This window comes from Neobacillus drentensis (assembly GCF_036965245.1).
In the GTDB taxonomy this organism is placed as follows: domain Bacteria; phylum Bacillota; class Bacilli; order Bacillales; family Cytobacillaceae; genus Neobacillus; species Neobacillus drentensis_G.
Genome location: NZ_JBALPG010000040.1, coordinates 1 through 17,521 on the forward strand (window position 1 = coordinate 1; position 17,521 = coordinate 17,521).

A 17,521-nucleotide genomic window follows, 5' to 3' on the forward strand; every position below is an offset into this window, starting at 1 on the left:
TCATTAGATAGGTGTTTACAAACTGGGCACTTCCAATTATTCCTGTTATATTGCATTGGTATAAATGAACAGTTTGGACACCGAACTCCTGTTAAAATATCACTTTTATCTATACCTATTGTTTGTAAAAAATCTGTTCTAATTGGAGTGTGTTTATTTAAAACCAGCCTTTTTATTTTTCCAATTGTTTTTTGATCGACTCTATCCTGGGTGTAGTATTTCTCTAGTTCCTCAATTTTCTTCAATAGATTGCTGGCCTTACAAATCTTTTTTTCTGCTTCGGCATATCCTGGAGCAATTTTAATTTCTGATGAAGATTTAGTAAACACAACGAGAGTTTCAATTGGAATTGATGGAATTTGATACTTTTGAAAAAAATAATGTAAAAGTAATTTATGCCTATTAACTTGAGCGATTGGATTTTCGTAGATCACTTTTGATTCATTGATTTCTTGAGTCAATTGAAGTTTTTCAATAGAGAGTGTTCCAGAATAATTTTTTGATTCGAGGATAATTATTAATTTTGTGGAAAGGAGATGAGCATCCATCTGAAAGAAAGACTTTTCCGCTGGAAGACGAAGACCATGAAAAATATGATAGTTTTTTTGGGGAAGTAATCCAAGAAAATAGTTTAATGTTTTTTCCCCTTGGTATCCAGAAGCTAATTTCCTTACTTTTACATCAACATCATTCCTCAAAACATGATTAATAGGTAATCTTCTTTGAGTTGCTACCGCTTGCTCTAATGTTATTGGTTTTATTAAGTCTAAATCAAACAAAATATTCCCTCCTTTTCCCATTTATAATATGTTTCGACATAGTTTTTACCCAATCCTGCACTAAAAACTAGAATTTTTATTCTCTTCATTTTGCTGTCAAAATTTATGAACAAATTTTTTGATAGTATGAACAAATAATCTAAGGATATGAACAATTTTAGGATGTTATGGACAAATTTACTTAAGTTATGAACAAATTTCATAGGGATATGAACAAACGCCCCCTTCAAGCTGCCAAAAAAAAGGATAGACGCCCACCCAGCGCCTACCCCACATAATCTTATTTAAAAACTGCTTCCTTAAACTGCGCCAATTTTTCCAAAGATGATTTGTCAACATCAGCGTGCAGGCTGTTTCCGTGTGAATCCATGGTGACAACGGCAGTAAAGCCCTCGACACGAAGATGCCACATCGCTTCAGGAATACCAAATTGCATCAAGTCAACGCCTTCGACTTTTTTAATACAATCAGCATAATATTGTGCTGCACCGCCGATCGCATTCAGGTACACACCGCCATGCTCCTTAAGAGCTGCCAATGTTTTAGGTCCCATACCTCCTTTACCGATAACCGCGCGAATTCCAAATTTCTTCATGATATCGCCTTGGTATGGTTCCTCACGAATACTTGTTGTTGGCCCGGCAGCCTTAACGTGCCACTCTCCAGCTTCGTCCTTTAATATAACTGGACCACAATGATAAATGACTTGGCCATTTAAATCAACAGGGGCATCGTGGTCGATCAAATACTTATGAATTGCGTCACGGCCAGTGTACATTAATCCGTTAATTTGAACAACGTCGCCAACCTTTAACGAGCGAATCTTTTCTTCTGTAATTGGTGCCTCTAATGTAATTACTTCTTCAGCAGAAGCTGCAGCTGTTTCTTTTTCTGCTTCCGTAGCAGCAAAATCAATGAACTCACCATCTTGATACATCCATTCATTAATTTCTCCGCTAACAGCATCAACGCTGACACCTAAACGACGGAATGCCCAGCAGTTGTAGGCAACTGATACGTAGAAGCTGGCAGGAATCCGGTTCATGACACCGACTTTACATCCTAGTAAAGTCGCCTCGCCTCCAAAGCCCATTGTTCCAATTCCTAATTTATTTGCATTTTCCATAACATATTCTTCAAGCTTACGGAGATCCTCGTTTGGATTCACGTCATCTACAGAACGGAATAACTGTTCTTTTGCTAAATCATATCCTGATGAACGGTCGCCGCCAATTCCGACGCCGATAAAACCAGCGCTGCAGCCCTGACCCTGTGCCTGATAAACAGAATGCATGACACATTTGCGAATACCATCAAGGTCGCGGCCCGCACGTCCTAGTCCTTCTAGCTCACATGGCAAGCTGTATTGAATGTTTTTATTTTCACATCCACCGCCTTTTAAAATCAGACGGACGTCAATGTAATCTTCTTCCCATTGGTCAAATTTGATAACCGGGACCCCCGCACCAAGGTTATCACCGCTGTTTTCCCCTGTTAAAGAATCTACAGAGTTTGGGCGTAATTTGCCTTCTTTTGTAGCCAGCACAATCGCATTTCGAATGGCTTCTTTTAGTCCCAATTGGTTAACACCAACTGGCGTTTTAATTTTAAACGTTGGCAGGCCTGTATCCTGACAGATTGGAGACACTTGGTCATCCGCCATTTTAATGTTATTCGTGATGGTAGCAAGGCTCATAGCTGCACTCGTGCCAGCGTTTTCCTTTTCCTTCGCAGCCATAACTGCACGACGAACATCCTTTGGAAGTTTTGTAGAAGTTTCAACGACAAGCTTGTACATACTTTCCTGGAATTTTTCAATATTCAATTCGAGTACCCCTTTCCCATTCCCTTTGTTCCCCAAATTATTCAATTTAAAATATTACAACTTTTTGCACGCTTCTATTATACTCCTATAGCCATAGTATTTAAAGAATAAGCTTGCAAGCGGATACATGGAAGTTTGAGGTAATCCGCCTACATCCATCAATAAAAAAGAGCCTGCTTTTAAACAGACTCACTTACTTCACGATTATTGAATTCTCTGCATTTAGATTCCATGTCATCAAGCAAAGAAATTAAACGATCAATATCCTCAAGATCCGTATCCTCCGGATCAATGGCATCGAGCACATCGATAAACATATTTAAACGCTGTTTTAAAAAATCAACCTGTGAATTTTTATCTTGAATCGGACTTCCCAAGCTGTATCTCTCCTTTCATTAATGTTTTCATCCTACCGGAAAATTGGAGCTATGACAATTAGTTTGTCCTATTTAACCAAAATAAAAGACTCCTGCTGCCAGGAGTCCTTTTGCCCAAATTAGCGTGGTCGTTCTGAAGCTGCGAAGCCAAACGAAACATAATCCTGAACTGGAATCCAGGCACCGATCCCTTGAGAGGTAACGTTTTTAATTACGATAAACTTTTTACTTCCTTTAAGCATTAAATACACTTCTCCATAGGTTACTTTCCCTTTTTCATTAACACCGGGTGCATAAGCATATAAGTATCCCAAGCGGTTGGCAGGGATATTATAAATATTATCATTTTTCGTGCCAGCTCCGATAATCGTTTCAAATGCGAGTGGCAAACGAGTTTTTTCCATTGCCTTTAAAAGCATCATCTTTTTCACATCTTCGGCATTGGCAATTTTAGCTGTCAGCCCGCCACGGACAACCTTTTGGGCCTCTTGAACATACTTAATTTGATATGGCACAATTCCGCCGCGATTATCAAAGTAATTTGTATTAATCTTTTGGTACTCCCAATTCGGGGAGGTTTCTGATGATTCGTAGTTCAAAGGCCACTGACCAAGGTAAATAATTGCACGATAGCCAAACGCAAATGGGGTGTTGTTAATACTCGACTCATTAAGCATACGAATCAAATCAGGATTTTCAATTTTTTCTTTTGAAGAATTGATTAATTTTCTGGTTAAATCACTAGGCTTTAGCTGTGGCAGGTTCTGAGTTGAATTCGGATACGTATTTTCCTTTGAAATGTTCCGAACTGAGACTGGGACTTGATATTTTACTGGAGCTGGTGCTTTTTTTACCGGTGCCTTTTGCGCGAAAACAGACGGAATAAAGGTTAGCATTAACAGCAGTGTCATAAGTAAAGAAATATGTTTCTTCACAGGTTAAACTCCTTTCACTAGTAGCATTAATCATGTCTCTACGTAGTTTTTTCGGAGTACATAAATATTATCCATTTCAAGCAATTATTTTCAGGGAATTTCACCTGAAGGACTTTATCAATTAATATTTCGCCTGCAGTTTCTTCATTAATTTTTCAAAATAAGGAAAAAATAATTGGATAGCAGGTCCCACTGTAAAAGTAATGATAATCGTTCCGTACGAAATAGGTCCTTTTAGAAAAAAAGCAGGCACCAAAGCTGTAATTTCACCAAGTGTTTTTGCCGTCATTAAATTCACATGAAGACGTTCCTTTATTGCTAACATAAAATTGTCGATTGGACTTTGAGGGAACTTGGCCTGCAAATATATCGCCGCCCCAATACCAATTATTAGGATCCCCATAAGCAACATTCCCAATTTAGCGATAAATTGTTCAATTGTAAATAAATCAAAAACAGTCACCAACCAAAAATCAACTAAAGAACCGATGAAAATAATTGTTAACAGTGAAAGCAGATCAGGTCTTCTTCTTACTAAAAGGGAATTAACTATGACTAAAACTGCACCGTCAATCATCACCCATTTCCCAACCGATAATCCTACCTTTTCAGTTAGGGCAACATTGAGGGCATCCCAGGCCCCTACACCAATATCTGCTACTTCAATTGTCATACATACACCAAATGTCATAATTGATAACCCGAAAATAAAAAATAATAGCCGTATAAAAAATTTCATTTTTCGCTCCTTCAAAAATGGTAAAAAAGTAGTGAGAGCATAATAATCAGACTATTTACAAAATTCTAATTTAGGTTTATACTATACTTAACCTTTCAAAAAAGGAGGGCTGTAATCAATCGGCTAACCATTTACTTATTTACATTTAAGGAGGTTGGGATTCCCGTCTTATATGAAATTCAACACTCGTGTTTTTCTTGCTTATAACTAAACATGAAGGTTGGTGATTGATGGTCCCAAAGAAAGCGATTGATTTTTAAAACCCTAATAAAATATTGCTGTTTCATTATAGCACAGCAAAAGGATTAACCCCGTACATTTGAAAAATGTGAATATTTTTGAATCAAAAGAGACTCTAGGCCCTTGGGCTTAGAGTCTCTTTATATTTGGTGCCTGACACCAAAAGTGATATTCTAAAGGTCCTTATAGTAAGAAAAAACCAATCCCCATAATCACATAAGCTGCCAGCAAGGTCAAACCTTCAAACCAATTGGATTCACCGTCGTTAGAGATGACAATCATAAGGAGTACCGATGAAACCATTGCAATTAATTCCTGCAAACTGAATACTAACGGCATCGATTTGTCAAAAGCAAGTGAAATGAGGACAAGCACTGGCAGCACAAACATAGCCACTTGTAAGGTGGAACCGATAGCAATTTCAACAGCAATATCCATTTTATTTTTATAGGCCATTAAAATTGCAGAAGCGTGTTCCGCGGCATTACCAACGATGGCGACAATGATTACCCCAATAAAGAGCTCAGTCCAACCGAAAGCCTCTCCTACATACTCAAAAGTATGAACAAGATGCTCGGATATATAGGCAACAGCAAGCGTTGCGACCAAAAGCACGGCGATCGCCTTGCCTTTCCCCCATTCCGGTTCCTCCTCTTCATGAGCCGCATTTTCCGTCCCAGACTGATAAACACCACGATGTGTAACGAGTTTAAAAAATAATGCCGCGAGATAAAGGAGGATAAGGATAACTGAAATTCCAACACTTAATGATAGAGTTTTCGTTTCATTCATATTCATTGAAAATACTTCAGGAATAACAAAAGCAATCATTACCGCAAACATCAGCAGTCCTGAATTATGCCGGGCATCAAATACGTTAAATTTCTGCCGCTTGAATTTTAATCCGCCGACAAAAAAAGAAAGACCGGCGACCAATAACAGGTTTCCCAGTACGGAACCTGTTAATGAAGCTAAGACAACCCCTACTAATCCTGCTTTTAAAGCAAATACCGAAATAATCAGCTCAACCGCATTTCCAAAGGTTGCATTTAACAGCCCTCCAATTCGCGGGCCTGCCACAATGGCAAGACTCTCGGTTGCCCTGCCCATATAGCTGGATAAAGCAATAATCGTTAAACAGTAAAGAATAAAAAGAATAATACTCGGCCAATGCATTAGTGTCCCAATGACAGAAAGTGGAACCCCAATGAATGTCAATAGCATAAATATTTTTCTAATCAATGCATTCCCTCCATAGTCTATTTTTTTCTCATCCTTTTTTCTACCCTTATATGTTTTTTCCACATTCACCTAAGTTAACCTAAATTCCATTAAATGTCTAGATGAAATGATCAATATGGATAGGCATAAACCACTTTATTCATTTTTAACCAAAAGAACCATTATCTTGTTATAATAAATAATTGAGTACCAACACCAATTTATTTTCTTAAGAGGTAAAAAATGATAAATGTAAACACAAATTTTAGATTTTGGATATTAGTCAGTATTGTGTCGATCTCAGGTTTCAGTCAAGGTATGCTTCTTCCACTGATAGCAGTGATTCTTGAAAACAGTGGGATTTCGTCATCATTAAACGGATTGAATGCGACCGCACTATACATAGGAATACTTTTAGTATCCCCATTTATGGAACAACCTCTTCGAAAATTTGGTTATAAGCCCGTTATCATTTTTGGTGGCTTGATGGTTATCGTTTCCTTGGCATTGTTTCCGTTATGGAAAACATTTTGGTTTTGGTTTATTCTAAGGCTTTTCATAGGTGTCGGAGACCATGCTTTGCACTTCGCAACACAGACGTGGATTACTTCATTTTCACCCGAAAACAGACGTGGAAGAAACCTTTCTCTTTATGGGTTATTTTTTGGGATTGGGTTTGCAACGGGACCATTAATGACACCACTGGTCAATATAAATGAGGCTCTTCCTTTCATTTTATCTTCTGCTTTATGTTTAGTGGGATGGGTCTTTTTATTTGCTCTTAAAAACGAACATCCGGATCAAGAAATAAAGGTTAATTCATTCGCTGCCACTTTAAAACGCTTTTCACAAGCATGGAAATATGGGTGGGCTGCTTTCTTACCTCCACTTGCTTATGGGGTATTAGAGTCATCTTTAAATGGAAGTTTTCCAGTCTATGCTTTAAGGAATGGGCTTGATGTCAAGAATGTTTCACTTCTTTTGGCTTCCTTTGCTATTGGTGCAATTGTATTTCAGCTTCCATTAGGTATTTTGAGTGACAAAATCGGTCGTAGAAATGTTCTAATAACCATACTTTTCCTTGGTTTTATATGCTTTATCACAGCCAGTTTCTTGGAGCAATCTTTCTTCTCGCTTGCCGTCTGTTTATTCTTAGCAGGGATGTTTGTTGGTTCAACGTTCTCACTTGGCATTTCCTATATGGCTGACTTAATGCCCAAAAATTTATTCCCTACAGGAAATCTCATGTGCGGGATCTTTTTCAGTCTCGGTAGTTTAATTGGTCCCACTTTAGGAGGATTTTTTATTCAGTACTTTGAAAACATTAGTTTCTTTCATATTATTAGTACGTTATTTTTTATTATCTTTTTAATAATTACATTAAATAAGGAAAAGTCCTTGATTACGGTAAATGATTAATACCATCTAAAAAAATCATCATCACATTATTTTGGAGCAAATTCATATCTTAAAGCATAGAATGTATGGTAAGATTAAATAAAATATATTGAATTGTGAGATTATTGCTGTCATCACTTTGATGACAGCTTTCGTGTTTTTTAGGGGTAGTGAGTTTGATTATTCTTATCAATTACACATTCAATTCATTCTTGTTAGCAAAACAAATCACAGAAACAGCTTATCTCTCCGTTGAAACAATTGATAATAATTATTATTTAAGATTAACCATTTCAACTATAATTCCATACATTATTAGATGTTGTACTGAATTTCATTCTCAATTAAACTACAATATTATCAATTAGAATTGACATTTTTTTTTGCTTACAGTACAATCAAATTAATAAGGGGGGGAGATACACAATGAGTTCAAATGCAAAATCACTTACAAAAGAAGTACAGAATATTAGTTTCATAGAAAAAATCAAACCACATGCAGAACTGATTGCTGCATCTTTAAGCGGAGTTTTGATTGTTTCAGGCTGGCTGTTTGATAAATATGGGAATGGTGCTGATTCTATCGTTGCTTACCTGCTTGCATTTGTAATCGGCGGTTTTGCCAAAGCAAAGGAAGGCATTGAAGCCACATATGAAAATAAAGAACTAAACGTAGAAATGTTGATGATCTTTGCTGCGGTTGGTTCAGCCATTATTGGGTACTGGACAGAGGGTGCTGTATTAATCTTCATTTTCGCTGTCAGTGGTGCCTTAGAAACCTACACGATGAATAAAAGCCATAAAGAAATTTCTTCTTTAATGGAACTGCAGCCGGAAGAGGCTTTGCTTATCTCAAACGGTTATGAAAAAAAGGTTCCCGTTTCTGAGCTTCTTGTCGGTGATCAAATTCTAATTAAACCGGGTGAACGTGTCCCATCAGACGGAATGATTATCAAAGGACAAACCAATATTGATGAAGCAGCGATTACAGGCGAGTCGATGCCTGTCTCTAAGGGTGAACAAGAAGAAGTTTTTGCTGGAACCGTTAATATGACAGGCTCGATTACTGTCCAAGTGACAAAGGCGAGCGATGATACACTTTTTCAAAAAATCATTCAGCTCGTTCAATCAGCACAAAGTGAAAAGTCACCATCACAGCTTTTCATTGAACGCTTTGAAGGAACCTACGTAAAGGTTGTCCTGCTTGTGGTGATTGCTATGATTTTCCTGCCGTACTTTTTACTCGGCTGGAGCTGGCATGAATCCTTTTATCGAGCGATGATTTTATTAGTGGTCGCCTCTCCTTGTGCCCTTGTCGCTTCGATCATGCCTGCTACCTTATCAGCCATCTCAAATGGAGCCAGACATGGAATTTTAGTTAAAGGCGGCGTCCATCTTGAAAATTTAAGTCATTTAGAAGCCATAGCTTTTGATAAAACTGGCACACTAACAAAAGGAAAGCCCGAGGTCACTGAAGTGATTGTAAAAGATGGGCTGGAAAAAGAAAATCTCATCTGGAAAGCGGCTTCGATTGAAAGCCATTCAAACCATCCGCTTGCACAAGCAATTGTTAAATATGCGAAGCAGACTGTAAGCAAAGAACTATTCCATCCAGACAGCCTTGAGGATGTCACTGGCTGGGGCGTAAAAGCAGAAATGAATGGAGACCAATGGAAAATTGGAAAAGCAGCTTTTGTTGGAAAAGAAAATGTCGACAAATTTGCTGATGGTAAAGCCAAAGACCTTGCAAGCCTTGGAAATACACTAGTATTTATTGAAATTAACGGCGAGCTAAGTGCGATGATTGCTATGAAGGATGTAGTTCGTGAGGAAACAAAGGTTGCAATCGACCATCTAAAGAAACAAGGCATACAGACAGTGATGCTAACCGGCGATAGTGAAAAAACAGCGCGTGCCATTGCGACTGAAAGTCATGTAGATGAATTTTTCGCTGAATGTCTCCCTGAAGAAAAAGTGGATCAGCTTAAACAACTGAAAGACAAATATAAAACTGTTGCAATGGTCGGTGATGGTATCAATGATGCTCCCGCATTAGCGATTGCCAATGTTGGGATTGCGATGGGGGAAGGGACAGATGTAGCCCTTGAAACAGCAGATATTGTACTAATGAAAAATGATTTGCCAAAAATTTCAGAAGCCATCCGCCTTTCACAGCGAATGAACAAAATCATCAAACAAAATGTTATTTTCTCCATTACAGTAATCATGCTTTTGATTGCATCCAATTTCTTTCAAATGCTCGACTTACCGTACGGTGTAATCGGTCATGAAGGCAGTACCATCCTTGTCATCTTAAATAGCCTTCGATTATTAAAATGATAAAGAAAACTCGCCGATTGGCGAGCCCCTAAGGGCGAAGACAGATGCGTAGTTGCACTTATGCGTTAGGAAAAGGCTGGGTACTCCCAGCCTTTCTTTATATGTCGAATCCTTTTAGTGATATCCGTTAGAGCCGTTTGCTGATCCGGACGTTTTATTTCCTTTACTTCCTTTTCCTTTTTGCTTTGTACTGCCATCTTTTTTAGTATGCTTTGTCATTACTTAATACCTCCTTTAATATTGGGTTACCCCTCCATCATAGTTTAGGCAGATGAACTTTTTTCATGAAGGAAAGTATTAGCAGTTCGACCGATTTTTTTCACTATAAAAGGCATTGATTTCTCCACCAAGTATAATAATGAAAGCTGATATGTATAACCAAATCATTAAAATAATAATAGCTGCAATACTTCCATAGGTTAGTGAATAGTGACCAATATTCCCGACATAAAATGATAAGCCCATAGATGATAGAATCCAGCCAAATGTCGCAAACGCAGCTCCAGGAAAAGCACTTCGGCAGCGCAGCCTCACATTTGGAGCAATCCAATACAAACCAGTGAAAATAAGGAATAAAATAATCGCACTAACAAGCCAGCTTAACATATTCCAGAGCTTGAGGAATTCAGTTTTATAGCCTAATTTTGAAAATAGAAAAACACCTATTTCCCTGCCAAATATCGGTAGAACAATCGCAAGGATAAAGACAAAAATCATCCCAAAAGTTAATAAAATAGCCGTTCCTCGGGAGACGATGAAAGAGCGGCTTTCCTTCACATTATAAGCCTTATTAAAAGCCCTCACAACGGCATTTATCCCATTAGAGGCTGACCAAATCGTCCCGATAATCCCGAACGAAAGCAAACCGCCATTCCGATGATTCATGATTTCATTTACATTTTTTTTAATTAACTCCATCGCTTCTGCTGGTGCGAAATATTCAATCATCCCAAGCATATCCTGATGTGGAATCGGGATATAAGGTATTAGCGTAAATATGACAATTAGGAGTGGAAACAAGGAAAGAAGAAAAAAGTAGGCCAATTGAGCACTTAATCCTGGAATATCATCTTCCTCGATCCGATGCCAAAGCAATCTAAGCAACGAAGAGCGTACTTTCGCTTCCTTGTCCATTTCCATCCTCCTTCTTTAAATGATTTTTTCCTCTTCACCCAATACTTCTTCGATCAGATTTGTATTTTCATTCTCTGTAAAGGAATCTTTCGTTTCTTTTAGAATATCAGTTACCTGGGGTGTCAACTCCTTTAATTCCTCAACCTTATCTGTAATATAGGATATATCTTCACTAACCTGTTCAAAGGTTGTCTTGATTTTTGCTGCTGTCCCCTTTACTTTTTCGGATATTTCTCCCGGATTTCGCACAATATAGGCAACCTTGCTGGAAGTTTTTTGAACGTTTTCCTTCATAGCCTCACGGGTTTGTTTGTCTAATAAGCTAATGGCTCCGCCCGCAATGGCTCCGATCAGCATGCCCTTCCAAAATTGATTTTTCCTTGTCATCTTAAACTCTCCTTCCACCATGATAAATATCATGAATTAATCCAAATGAAAATAATACCTATATAATCCTACCCATTTATTTTGCTTTATCTATCATTCCTATGCAAGTCTCACCTTATAACTTTTATTTACCTGTCATTGGATAAACTATAAAGGAATTTTGTATTGACATACACTATTTAAAATGAAAAGATAAAAATATTAATTCGGAAAGGGTGCCCGAAATGAATTTATCTGAGAAATCTGTTGAAAATGTTGAATATATGATTGAACAAATAAAGGAAAAACTAAAGGTATTAAACCTCGGAGCAATTAAACCTTCTCACTTCGATGAAGAAATGTATGAAGAATTAAAGGAAATTTACGAAATGGTACTGAAAAAGAATTCGTTTAGTCCTAATGAAATGCAAGCGTTAGTTGAAGAACTTGGAAATCTTAGAAAAAAATAAAACAAAAAACCCGTTATTGCAGTAAATAACGGGTTTTTGTTTTGATCTTATTTCTGTTCTGTTAAGATAATTGGGCCATCTTTTGTAATTGCAAGTGTGTGCTCATATTGTGCTGAATATTTACCGTCAAATGTTCTTGCCGTCCAGCCATTATCATCCATCTTCGTTTGGTATCTGCCGATGTTTACCATTGGCTCAATGGTAAATACCATACCTTCTTTAATTCTTGCACCTTTTCCTGGCAGTCCATAATGCGGAACGTCAGGTTTCTCGTGAATCACTGCACCAATACCATGGCCAATAAAGTCTCGAACTACAGAAAGACCTTCATTTTCAACATAGGTTTGAATTGCATGGCCAATATCACCAATTCGATTACCCACAACAGCCTGTTCAATTCCCTTGTATAAAGCTTCCTTTGTTACTTTTAATAAATGATCCGTTTCCTCAGAAACCTTGCCAACTGCGTAAGACCATGCCGAATCGGCCAAGGCTCCATTGTAATTAACAACCATATCAATCGTTACAATATCGCCATCTTTTAATGGTTCCTTTCTTGGAAAGCCATGACATACTTCGTCGTTGATGCTCGCACACGTTGCATATTCATAACCTTTATAGCCTTTTTGTTCAGGTGTTGCTCCATTTTCACTTAGAAAGCTGTTAACAAACTCCTCTATTTCCCACGTTGTTACACCCGGTTTTACTAATTTTGCAATTTCTTTATGACAGGCTGCAAGAATATCTCCAGCCTTTTTCATCGCTTCAATTTCTCGTTGTGATTTAAGGACAATCATTTAGGAGAATCCCCTTCCTTTTTGTTTATTTTTATGTATAGTTTACAATATGGTTCAATAAAGCATCATTATACTTAAGAAATTTAACCTTTAGGTTGGCAACACTCTTAATATTACCTCTAACTGCTCATTTTTTCAAAATTACTTGTCGTAAGCTCTGAAACGCTCTTTTCAATGTTCATTTTATTGCAATATTCACGTGTTCTTAATATGGTACTTTTCAATTCATTTTGGTAGAATAAACATATTAATATTAAAATAGGTGTGTGAGACCCCATGATTGGTGACCGCGTTAAAAAATTCCGCTTAGAAAAGAAAATGTCACTATCCGAACTTGCTGAACAAGCGGGAGTTGCTAAATCTTATTTAAGTTCACTTGAAAGAAACCTGCAAAAGAATCCTTCTATTCAGTTTCTTGAAAAAATTGCTGCTGTTTTAAATCTTCCAGTTGAGTATTTGATCCATGACCAAATTGACAAGACTGAATTGGACAGCGAGTGGTTGAATCTGGTGAAAGATGCAATGACCTCGGGAATATCAAAAGAACAATTTCGCGACTACCTTGAATTTAATAAATGGCGAATTAATCAAAATAATAATGAGTAAGCATACGTGTCTTAAACTTTCCTTTCGGCCAAGAAGAAAAGCATTCTACAAAAATGTCGTTTTTTGTAGAATGCTTTTCACTTTTTAGTATGTACTTGATGCTGCTTTTTGACTATCTGGATAAAGAAAATTACGAACATCTTCTATTGAAAGTCCAAGGTCCCTTGCTTCCAATATGAGCTCCATCCATTCTTGATCGATTACATCCACATCTCTTTCTGTAATAAACATTTTCTCACTCCTAAAATACATTTCGCATTCCAGGCAGCCCGGCCACCATAGCAAGTAAAATACTTCCCTTAGATCCTCGGCTTTGCGTCCCTGCTTTTCAACAGGTTTGCCTTTTTCTGTCTACAGCACAACTTAAGTATTACCGATTTCCTTATACGTTTGTCTCCTGGTAGGTCGATTTACTTAATTAAAAATGATATGTTTATTATATCTAGTCCTTTTATAACAGGGTGTTACATTTTGTCACTTTTTTTAATTTTCTAACTTCTTTTTCACACAAAATATTCCATAATTCCACAAAAAAACTTCAACAATTTTACAATATAAATAAAAAAGGGAAGGAAATTAAGGAAAATTCCATCCCACAAATTTTTTCTATTCATTTTTTTAAGCTGGAATCAATCAGCGCCCCAACTGTCGCATTATATTTATAATGAGGTAGATTTGCATGATTCATCGTTGGCTTAATCCCTTACTGAAGTATTTTTGAAATGTTTCCTGTAATGATTGTTGATTTAAATCAGGGCTTACTGTATCGCTCGTCTGTAGGGTAATTAACGAACAGGAGATACCTATTTTGCAGGCATCTTCTGTACTGAGGCCTTTTAAATAACCAAATAATATCCCTGCAATAAGTGAGTCCCCCGCGCCTGTAACCTCAACAATCGGTACATTAGGCGGGACTAATGCTCCTGCTTCACCATTGTTTGTAAAATATATTAAGCCTTTCTCTCCCCTTGTGATTACGACTTTCTCTACACCCTTTGTCAAAATTACTTCTGCTGCACGATAGTAATCACCTTCCGAGGTAATATTTAGTTTTGACAAAGCCTCAGCCTCTTTATGGTTTGCAATCAGCCATGTAACACCATCTAAAGAAGCTGGTAATTTATCAGTTTTCGGAGCAGATACTGGAGCAATACAAATAGGTATGCCTGTGTTTTTACAGCTACTTATCACTTGACCGATAACCTTCGCAGGAAAATTCGTATCCAGTAAGATCATTTTTGCACTTTGAAGATGATGCAAATTGTTTTCGAAGAAATATTCCTTCACGTCATTGTAAATTGTCATATCTGCAAGGGCAACCGCCATTTCACCATCTTCATCAAGCACTGCTGTGTAAGTTCCCGTGGGTTTTCCATGGATTATTTCTGTAGGGCTCACATCTACATAGTTTTTTGTATTTTGGAGGATCCATTCACCTTCAGGGTCTGCTCCTAAATAGGCTAATAAAGAGGCCTTCAGTCCTATCCGCCCCGAATTTTCCGCGATATTTCTAGCCACTCCACCTCTTGTTTTTGTGCTAATAGCTGGGTTTGATGTTTTGTTAGCCAATGGTTTCAATGCTCGGATTTTCCGATCCACATTCGCACCGCCGATACAGATAATATCGTATATTTTTGTCTCCTGCATATTCATCGTCAGCACAACTCCTTTGGAAACATAGTAAAGTAATTCAGAATTGAAATAATATCCCTTACTAACAATTACGATATTTATTCTTGAAATCCTTTTTCAAAAAAATGGAATATTTTGTAGGATTAATGAAAAAAGTAGAAGAAAATGAGTCTAGATTGTGGATTGGTCATAGATAATTATTTTTGATATTGAAATTTGTCTAAATTGTGACAAAAAGCATATAATATTAATAACATTTAAATATACTTAATATTACAAATATTAAAACAATGGATGTGAAGACTACTATGACGGTTATTCATGTTTTAAACTTTTCGATTCCTATTGCGTTTATTGTGTTCGCTGGTATTATGCTTGATCGAATGTGCAAACCCGATAAACATGGGAAAAAAGCTGGTGAAGAGTGAAAATGAAATTCACTCCTTCGCCAGCTTTTTTGTTAAGAAATAGAAATCCATTTTAAAAGTAATTATTTCACCAATGTTTGGGTATGCTACATGCGAAGATGAAAGGAGTGTTGAGTTTGGCACGCGGAGAACATTTTGAGCATAAAAAGAAGAACCATCCTGGTAATTTTCCAGAAAACAGTTTAACAGAAAAGCATGGAAAAGAAGCCATAGGTGATGAGGAATTCCTTGTTACCCAGGAAGCTTTTAAAAATAGAATTGAGGAAGATGAAGGACGGGGTGATACCGCCCGCTGGCTGCCAGACCAGACAAAGTAAAAGGCGTGAAATTTCCACGCCTTTTTCCAATTAATATTGACCTTTTTCCATACTTAAATCTCGTATAAATTGGGAAAATTCAATGGTCTTTAACCACTCAGCCGCTTTTTCGATATCCTTTGAGAAAATACGGTCTTGCTTAATAGAAGGAACCTGTTCCCGTCCTTTTTCATAGAACATTTTTGTGTAGCTTGCCATTTTATCCACACCGCGGATTTCCACTGCCTGCATCGCACAAATCAGCTCAATGGCAAGGACTCTTCTTACGTTCTGAATAATTTGATAAGCATGTCTTGAAGCGATTGTACCCATACTCACATGATCCTCCTGATTGGCTGATGAGGGAATCGAATCAACGCTCGCAGGATGAGCAAGTGTTTTATTTTCTGATACAAGTGCAGCTGCGGCATATTGCATAATCATTGCCCCTGATTGTAAGCCTGGTTCAGGACTTAGGAATGGCGGCAAGTCATTTAGCTGTGGATTGACTAATCTTTCAATTCTTCTCTCCGATATATTGGCTAGTTCTGCGACAGCAATTTTCATAAAATCCATTGCAAAAGCAATCGGCTGTCCGTGGAAGTTCCCTCCTGAGATTACTTTTTCTCCATCATCAAAAATTAATGGATTATCGGTTGCTGCATTCATTTCAATTTCTAGTTTTTCTTTTACATAATCAAGGGCTTGCCAGGAAGCACCGTGAACCTGCGGGATACAACGCAATGAATAGGCATCCTGAACCCGAAGCTCACCCTGTTGTGTTGTTAATAAACTATCACTTAAGTAGCGGCGGATTCTTGCTGCTGTATCAATCTGCTGTTTATAGCCCCTTGCCACATGTACCTCTTCTGCAAAAGCATCGATGATCCCATTCAGACCTTCGATTGTTATCGAGGCAATTAGTTCACTTTCATGTGCCAGCTGCTCGGCTTCCAAGTAGCCAATAACGCCCATTGCGGTCATCGCCTGGGTACCGTTAATAAGAGCCAGACCTTCCTTTGCTTCTAAGGTTACTGGTAAGATCCCCTCTTGCTTGAATGCCTCAAGTGAATCCACTCGTTCCCCTTTATAAAAAACTTCGCCTTCGCCAATCAACACTAAAGCAAGATGGGATAGCGGCGCCAAGTCACCACTTGCACCAAGGGAGCCTTGCTGCGGGATGATAGGAATAATGTCCTTATTCACTAATTCCAATAATTTCTCAATAACAAGGGGTCTTATCCCAGAATACCCCTTTAAAAGTGCGTTCGCACGAAGGAGAACCATTGCTTTTGCAACAACCTCTGGAAAAGGATCGCCAACCCCGCACGCATGAGAGCGAATTAAATTAAGCTGCAAGTCTTGTACATTGTCCTTGTCAATCAACACATCACTAAATTTTCCAAATCCAGTCGTAATCCCATATACTACTCTTGATTCTGAAACGATTCTCTCTACTGCTGCCCGGCTTTTTTGTACAGCCTCCATACTCTTTTCAGATGCTATAACCTTTTGCTTACGGTATAAAATATCTTTCATTTGCTCAAGAGTTAAACTATTACCTGTTAGCGTTATCATATTTCTCGCTCCTCTACCACTTTAGTATAATAAAGAAAGAGGCTGGATTCCTAATCAAATTAGATTTGGAGTCCAGCCTCTTTTATAAATAAATTTAAATATTGACCTATTTTTTGGGGATGCCTCATGCGTCATCATTCCAATCTATAAATTATTCCTATGATAATTATTGTATGTGATGAAAACCTTGGCTGTCAATTAAATTTTCTGAATCTTAACACGATATCACTTTAGCAGGATAATATATGAAAGGATATTGGGGGTCTTGGTTGTTTACTACATAGTCGAGGGACTTACGACACTTTTTCGGGAACTTACTACATATTTTTGCTCACTTACTACCTATTTTGAATGACTTAC

The 17,521-nt window shown here is 37.7% G+C and carries 18 protein-coding genes and 1 riboswitch; of the genes, 6 read left to right on the forward strand and 12 right to left on the reverse strand.

Annotated features, from left to right (window positions below):
* The 6 genes from V7150_RS10070 to cax form a co-directional block, all read right to left on the reverse strand.
* Positions 1–779: NERD domain-containing protein (locus V7150_RS10070; protein WP_335517085.1), on the reverse strand; the 779-nt coding region annotated here is incomplete at its 3' end.
* Between the two features lie 280 nt (positions 780–1,059).
* Positions 1,060–2,604 carry a fumarate hydratase gene (locus V7150_RS10075; RefSeq protein WP_335517087.1) on the reverse strand — a complete coding sequence of 515 codons (1,545 nt, stop codon included), beginning with the start codon at positions 2,602–2,604 and terminating at the stop codon, positions 1,060–1,062.
* 179 nt (positions 2,605–2,783) lie between these two features.
* Positions 2,784–2,981, reverse strand: a complete 198-nt coding sequence (locus V7150_RS10080) for an SE1561 family protein (protein ID WP_335517090.1) — start codon at positions 2,979–2,981, stop codon at positions 2,784–2,786.
* A 119-nt stretch (positions 2,982–3,100) separates the two neighbouring features.
* Positions 3,101–3,916 carry a YfkD famly protein gene (locus tag V7150_RS10085; RefSeq protein WP_335517093.1) on the reverse strand — a complete coding sequence of 272 codons (816 nt, stop codon included), beginning with the start codon at positions 3,914–3,916 and terminating at the stop codon, positions 3,101–3,103.
* 121 nt (positions 3,917–4,037) lie between these two features.
* The gene (locus tag V7150_RS10090) at positions 4,038–4,655 is read right to left on the reverse strand and encodes a YczE/YyaS/YitT family protein (RefSeq protein WP_335517095.1); all 618 of its coding nucleotides are present in this window, start codon (positions 4,653–4,655) and stop codon (positions 4,038–4,040) included.
* A gap of 423 nt (positions 4,656–5,078) precedes the next feature.
* Complete coding sequence (gene cax / locus V7150_RS10095; protein ID WP_335517097.1) at positions 5,079–6,137, reverse strand: calcium/proton exchanger; 1,059 nt, start codon at positions 6,135–6,137, stop codon at positions 5,079–5,081.
* Between the two features lie 222 nt (positions 6,138–6,359).
* On the opposite strand from cax, the gene V7150_RS10100 reads away from it, so the two are divergent.
* Positions 6,360–7,535 carry an MFS transporter gene (locus tag V7150_RS10100; protein WP_335517099.1) on the forward strand — a complete coding sequence of 392 codons (1,176 nt, stop codon included), beginning with the start codon at positions 6,360–6,362 and terminating at the stop codon, positions 7,533–7,535.
* Positions 7,536–7,940: 405 nt separating this feature from the next.
* Positions 7,941–9,854 (forward strand): heavy metal translocating P-type ATPase, encoded by a 1,914-nt coding sequence (locus V7150_RS10105; protein ID WP_335517102.1) that lies wholly within the window; start codon positions 7,941–7,943, stop codon positions 9,852–9,854.
* Positions 9,855–10,151: 297 nt separating this feature from the next.
* Here the strand turns inward: V7150_RS10105 and V7150_RS10110 are convergent, their stop codons facing one another.
* A complete protein-coding gene (locus tag V7150_RS10110) occupies positions 10,152–10,988 on the reverse strand; it encodes a YihY/virulence factor BrkB family protein (protein ID WP_335517105.1) in 837 nt (278 codons plus the stop codon).
* Positions 10,989–11,003: 15 nt separating this feature from the next.
* Entirely contained in the window at positions 11,004–11,375 is a 372-nt protein-coding gene (locus V7150_RS10115) for a YtxH domain-containing protein (protein WP_335517107.1), read from the reverse strand.
* Between the two features lie 224 nt (positions 11,376–11,599).
* On the opposite strand from V7150_RS10115, the gene V7150_RS10120 reads away from it, so the two are divergent.
* Positions 11,600–11,824 (forward strand): DUF1128 domain-containing protein, encoded by a 225-nt coding sequence (locus V7150_RS10120; RefSeq protein WP_283922039.1) that lies wholly within the window; start codon positions 11,600–11,602, stop codon positions 11,822–11,824.
* A 47-nt stretch (positions 11,825–11,871) separates the two neighbouring features.
* On the opposite strand, the gene map is transcribed toward V7150_RS10120, so the two are convergent.
* Positions 11,872–12,621, reverse strand: coding sequence for a type I methionyl aminopeptidase (gene map / locus V7150_RS10125; RefSeq protein WP_335517112.1), 750 nt, complete (start codon positions 12,619–12,621; stop codon positions 11,872–11,874).
* A 276-nt stretch (positions 12,622–12,897) separates the two neighbouring features.
* On the opposite strand from map, the gene V7150_RS10130 reads away from it, so the two are divergent.
* The gene (locus tag V7150_RS10130; RefSeq protein WP_335517115.1) at positions 12,898–13,227 is read left to right on the forward strand and encodes a helix-turn-helix domain-containing protein; all 330 of its coding nucleotides are present in this window, start codon (positions 12,898–12,900) and stop codon (positions 13,225–13,227) included.
* Positions 13,228–13,311: 84 nt separating this feature from the next.
* Here the strand turns inward: V7150_RS10130 and V7150_RS10135 are convergent, their stop codons facing one another.
* Both V7150_RS10135 and V7150_RS10140 read right to left on the reverse strand, forming a co-directional pair.
* Positions 13,312–13,458, reverse strand: coding sequence for an anti-repressor SinI family protein (locus V7150_RS10135; protein ID WP_335517118.1), 147 nt, complete (start codon positions 13,456–13,458; stop codon positions 13,312–13,314).
* 29 nt (positions 13,459–13,487) lie between these two features.
* Positions 13,488–13,579, reverse strand: a riboswitch (cyclic di-GMP riboswitch).
* Positions 13,580–13,911: 332 nt separating this feature from the next.
* On the reverse strand, positions 13,912–14,880 hold the full coding sequence (locus V7150_RS10140; RefSeq protein WP_335517120.1) for a carbohydrate kinase family protein: 969 nt from the start codon (positions 14,878–14,880) through the stop codon (positions 13,912–13,914).
* 269 nt (positions 14,881–15,149) lie between these two features.
* Here V7150_RS10140 and V7150_RS10145 point away from each other — a divergent pair, with 269 nt between their 5' ends.
* On the forward strand, positions 15,150–15,287 hold the full coding sequence (locus V7150_RS10145; protein ID WP_335517123.1) for a hypothetical protein: 138 nt from the start codon (positions 15,150–15,152) through the stop codon (positions 15,285–15,287).
* A 116-nt stretch (positions 15,288–15,403) separates the two neighbouring features.
* A complete protein-coding gene (locus tag V7150_RS10150) occupies positions 15,404–15,604 on the forward strand; it encodes a hypothetical protein (RefSeq protein ID WP_420490273.1) in 201 nt (66 codons plus the stop codon).
* Positions 15,605–15,634: 30 nt separating this feature from the next.
* Here V7150_RS10150 and hutH read toward each other — a convergent pair whose 3' ends face one another.
* Positions 15,635–17,161: a histidine ammonia-lyase gene (gene hutH / locus V7150_RS10155; protein ID WP_335517130.1), complete on the reverse strand. Its 1,527-nt coding sequence runs from the start codon at positions 17,159–17,161 to the stop codon at positions 15,635–15,637.
* Between the last annotated feature and the right edge of the window lie 360 nt (positions 17,162–17,521).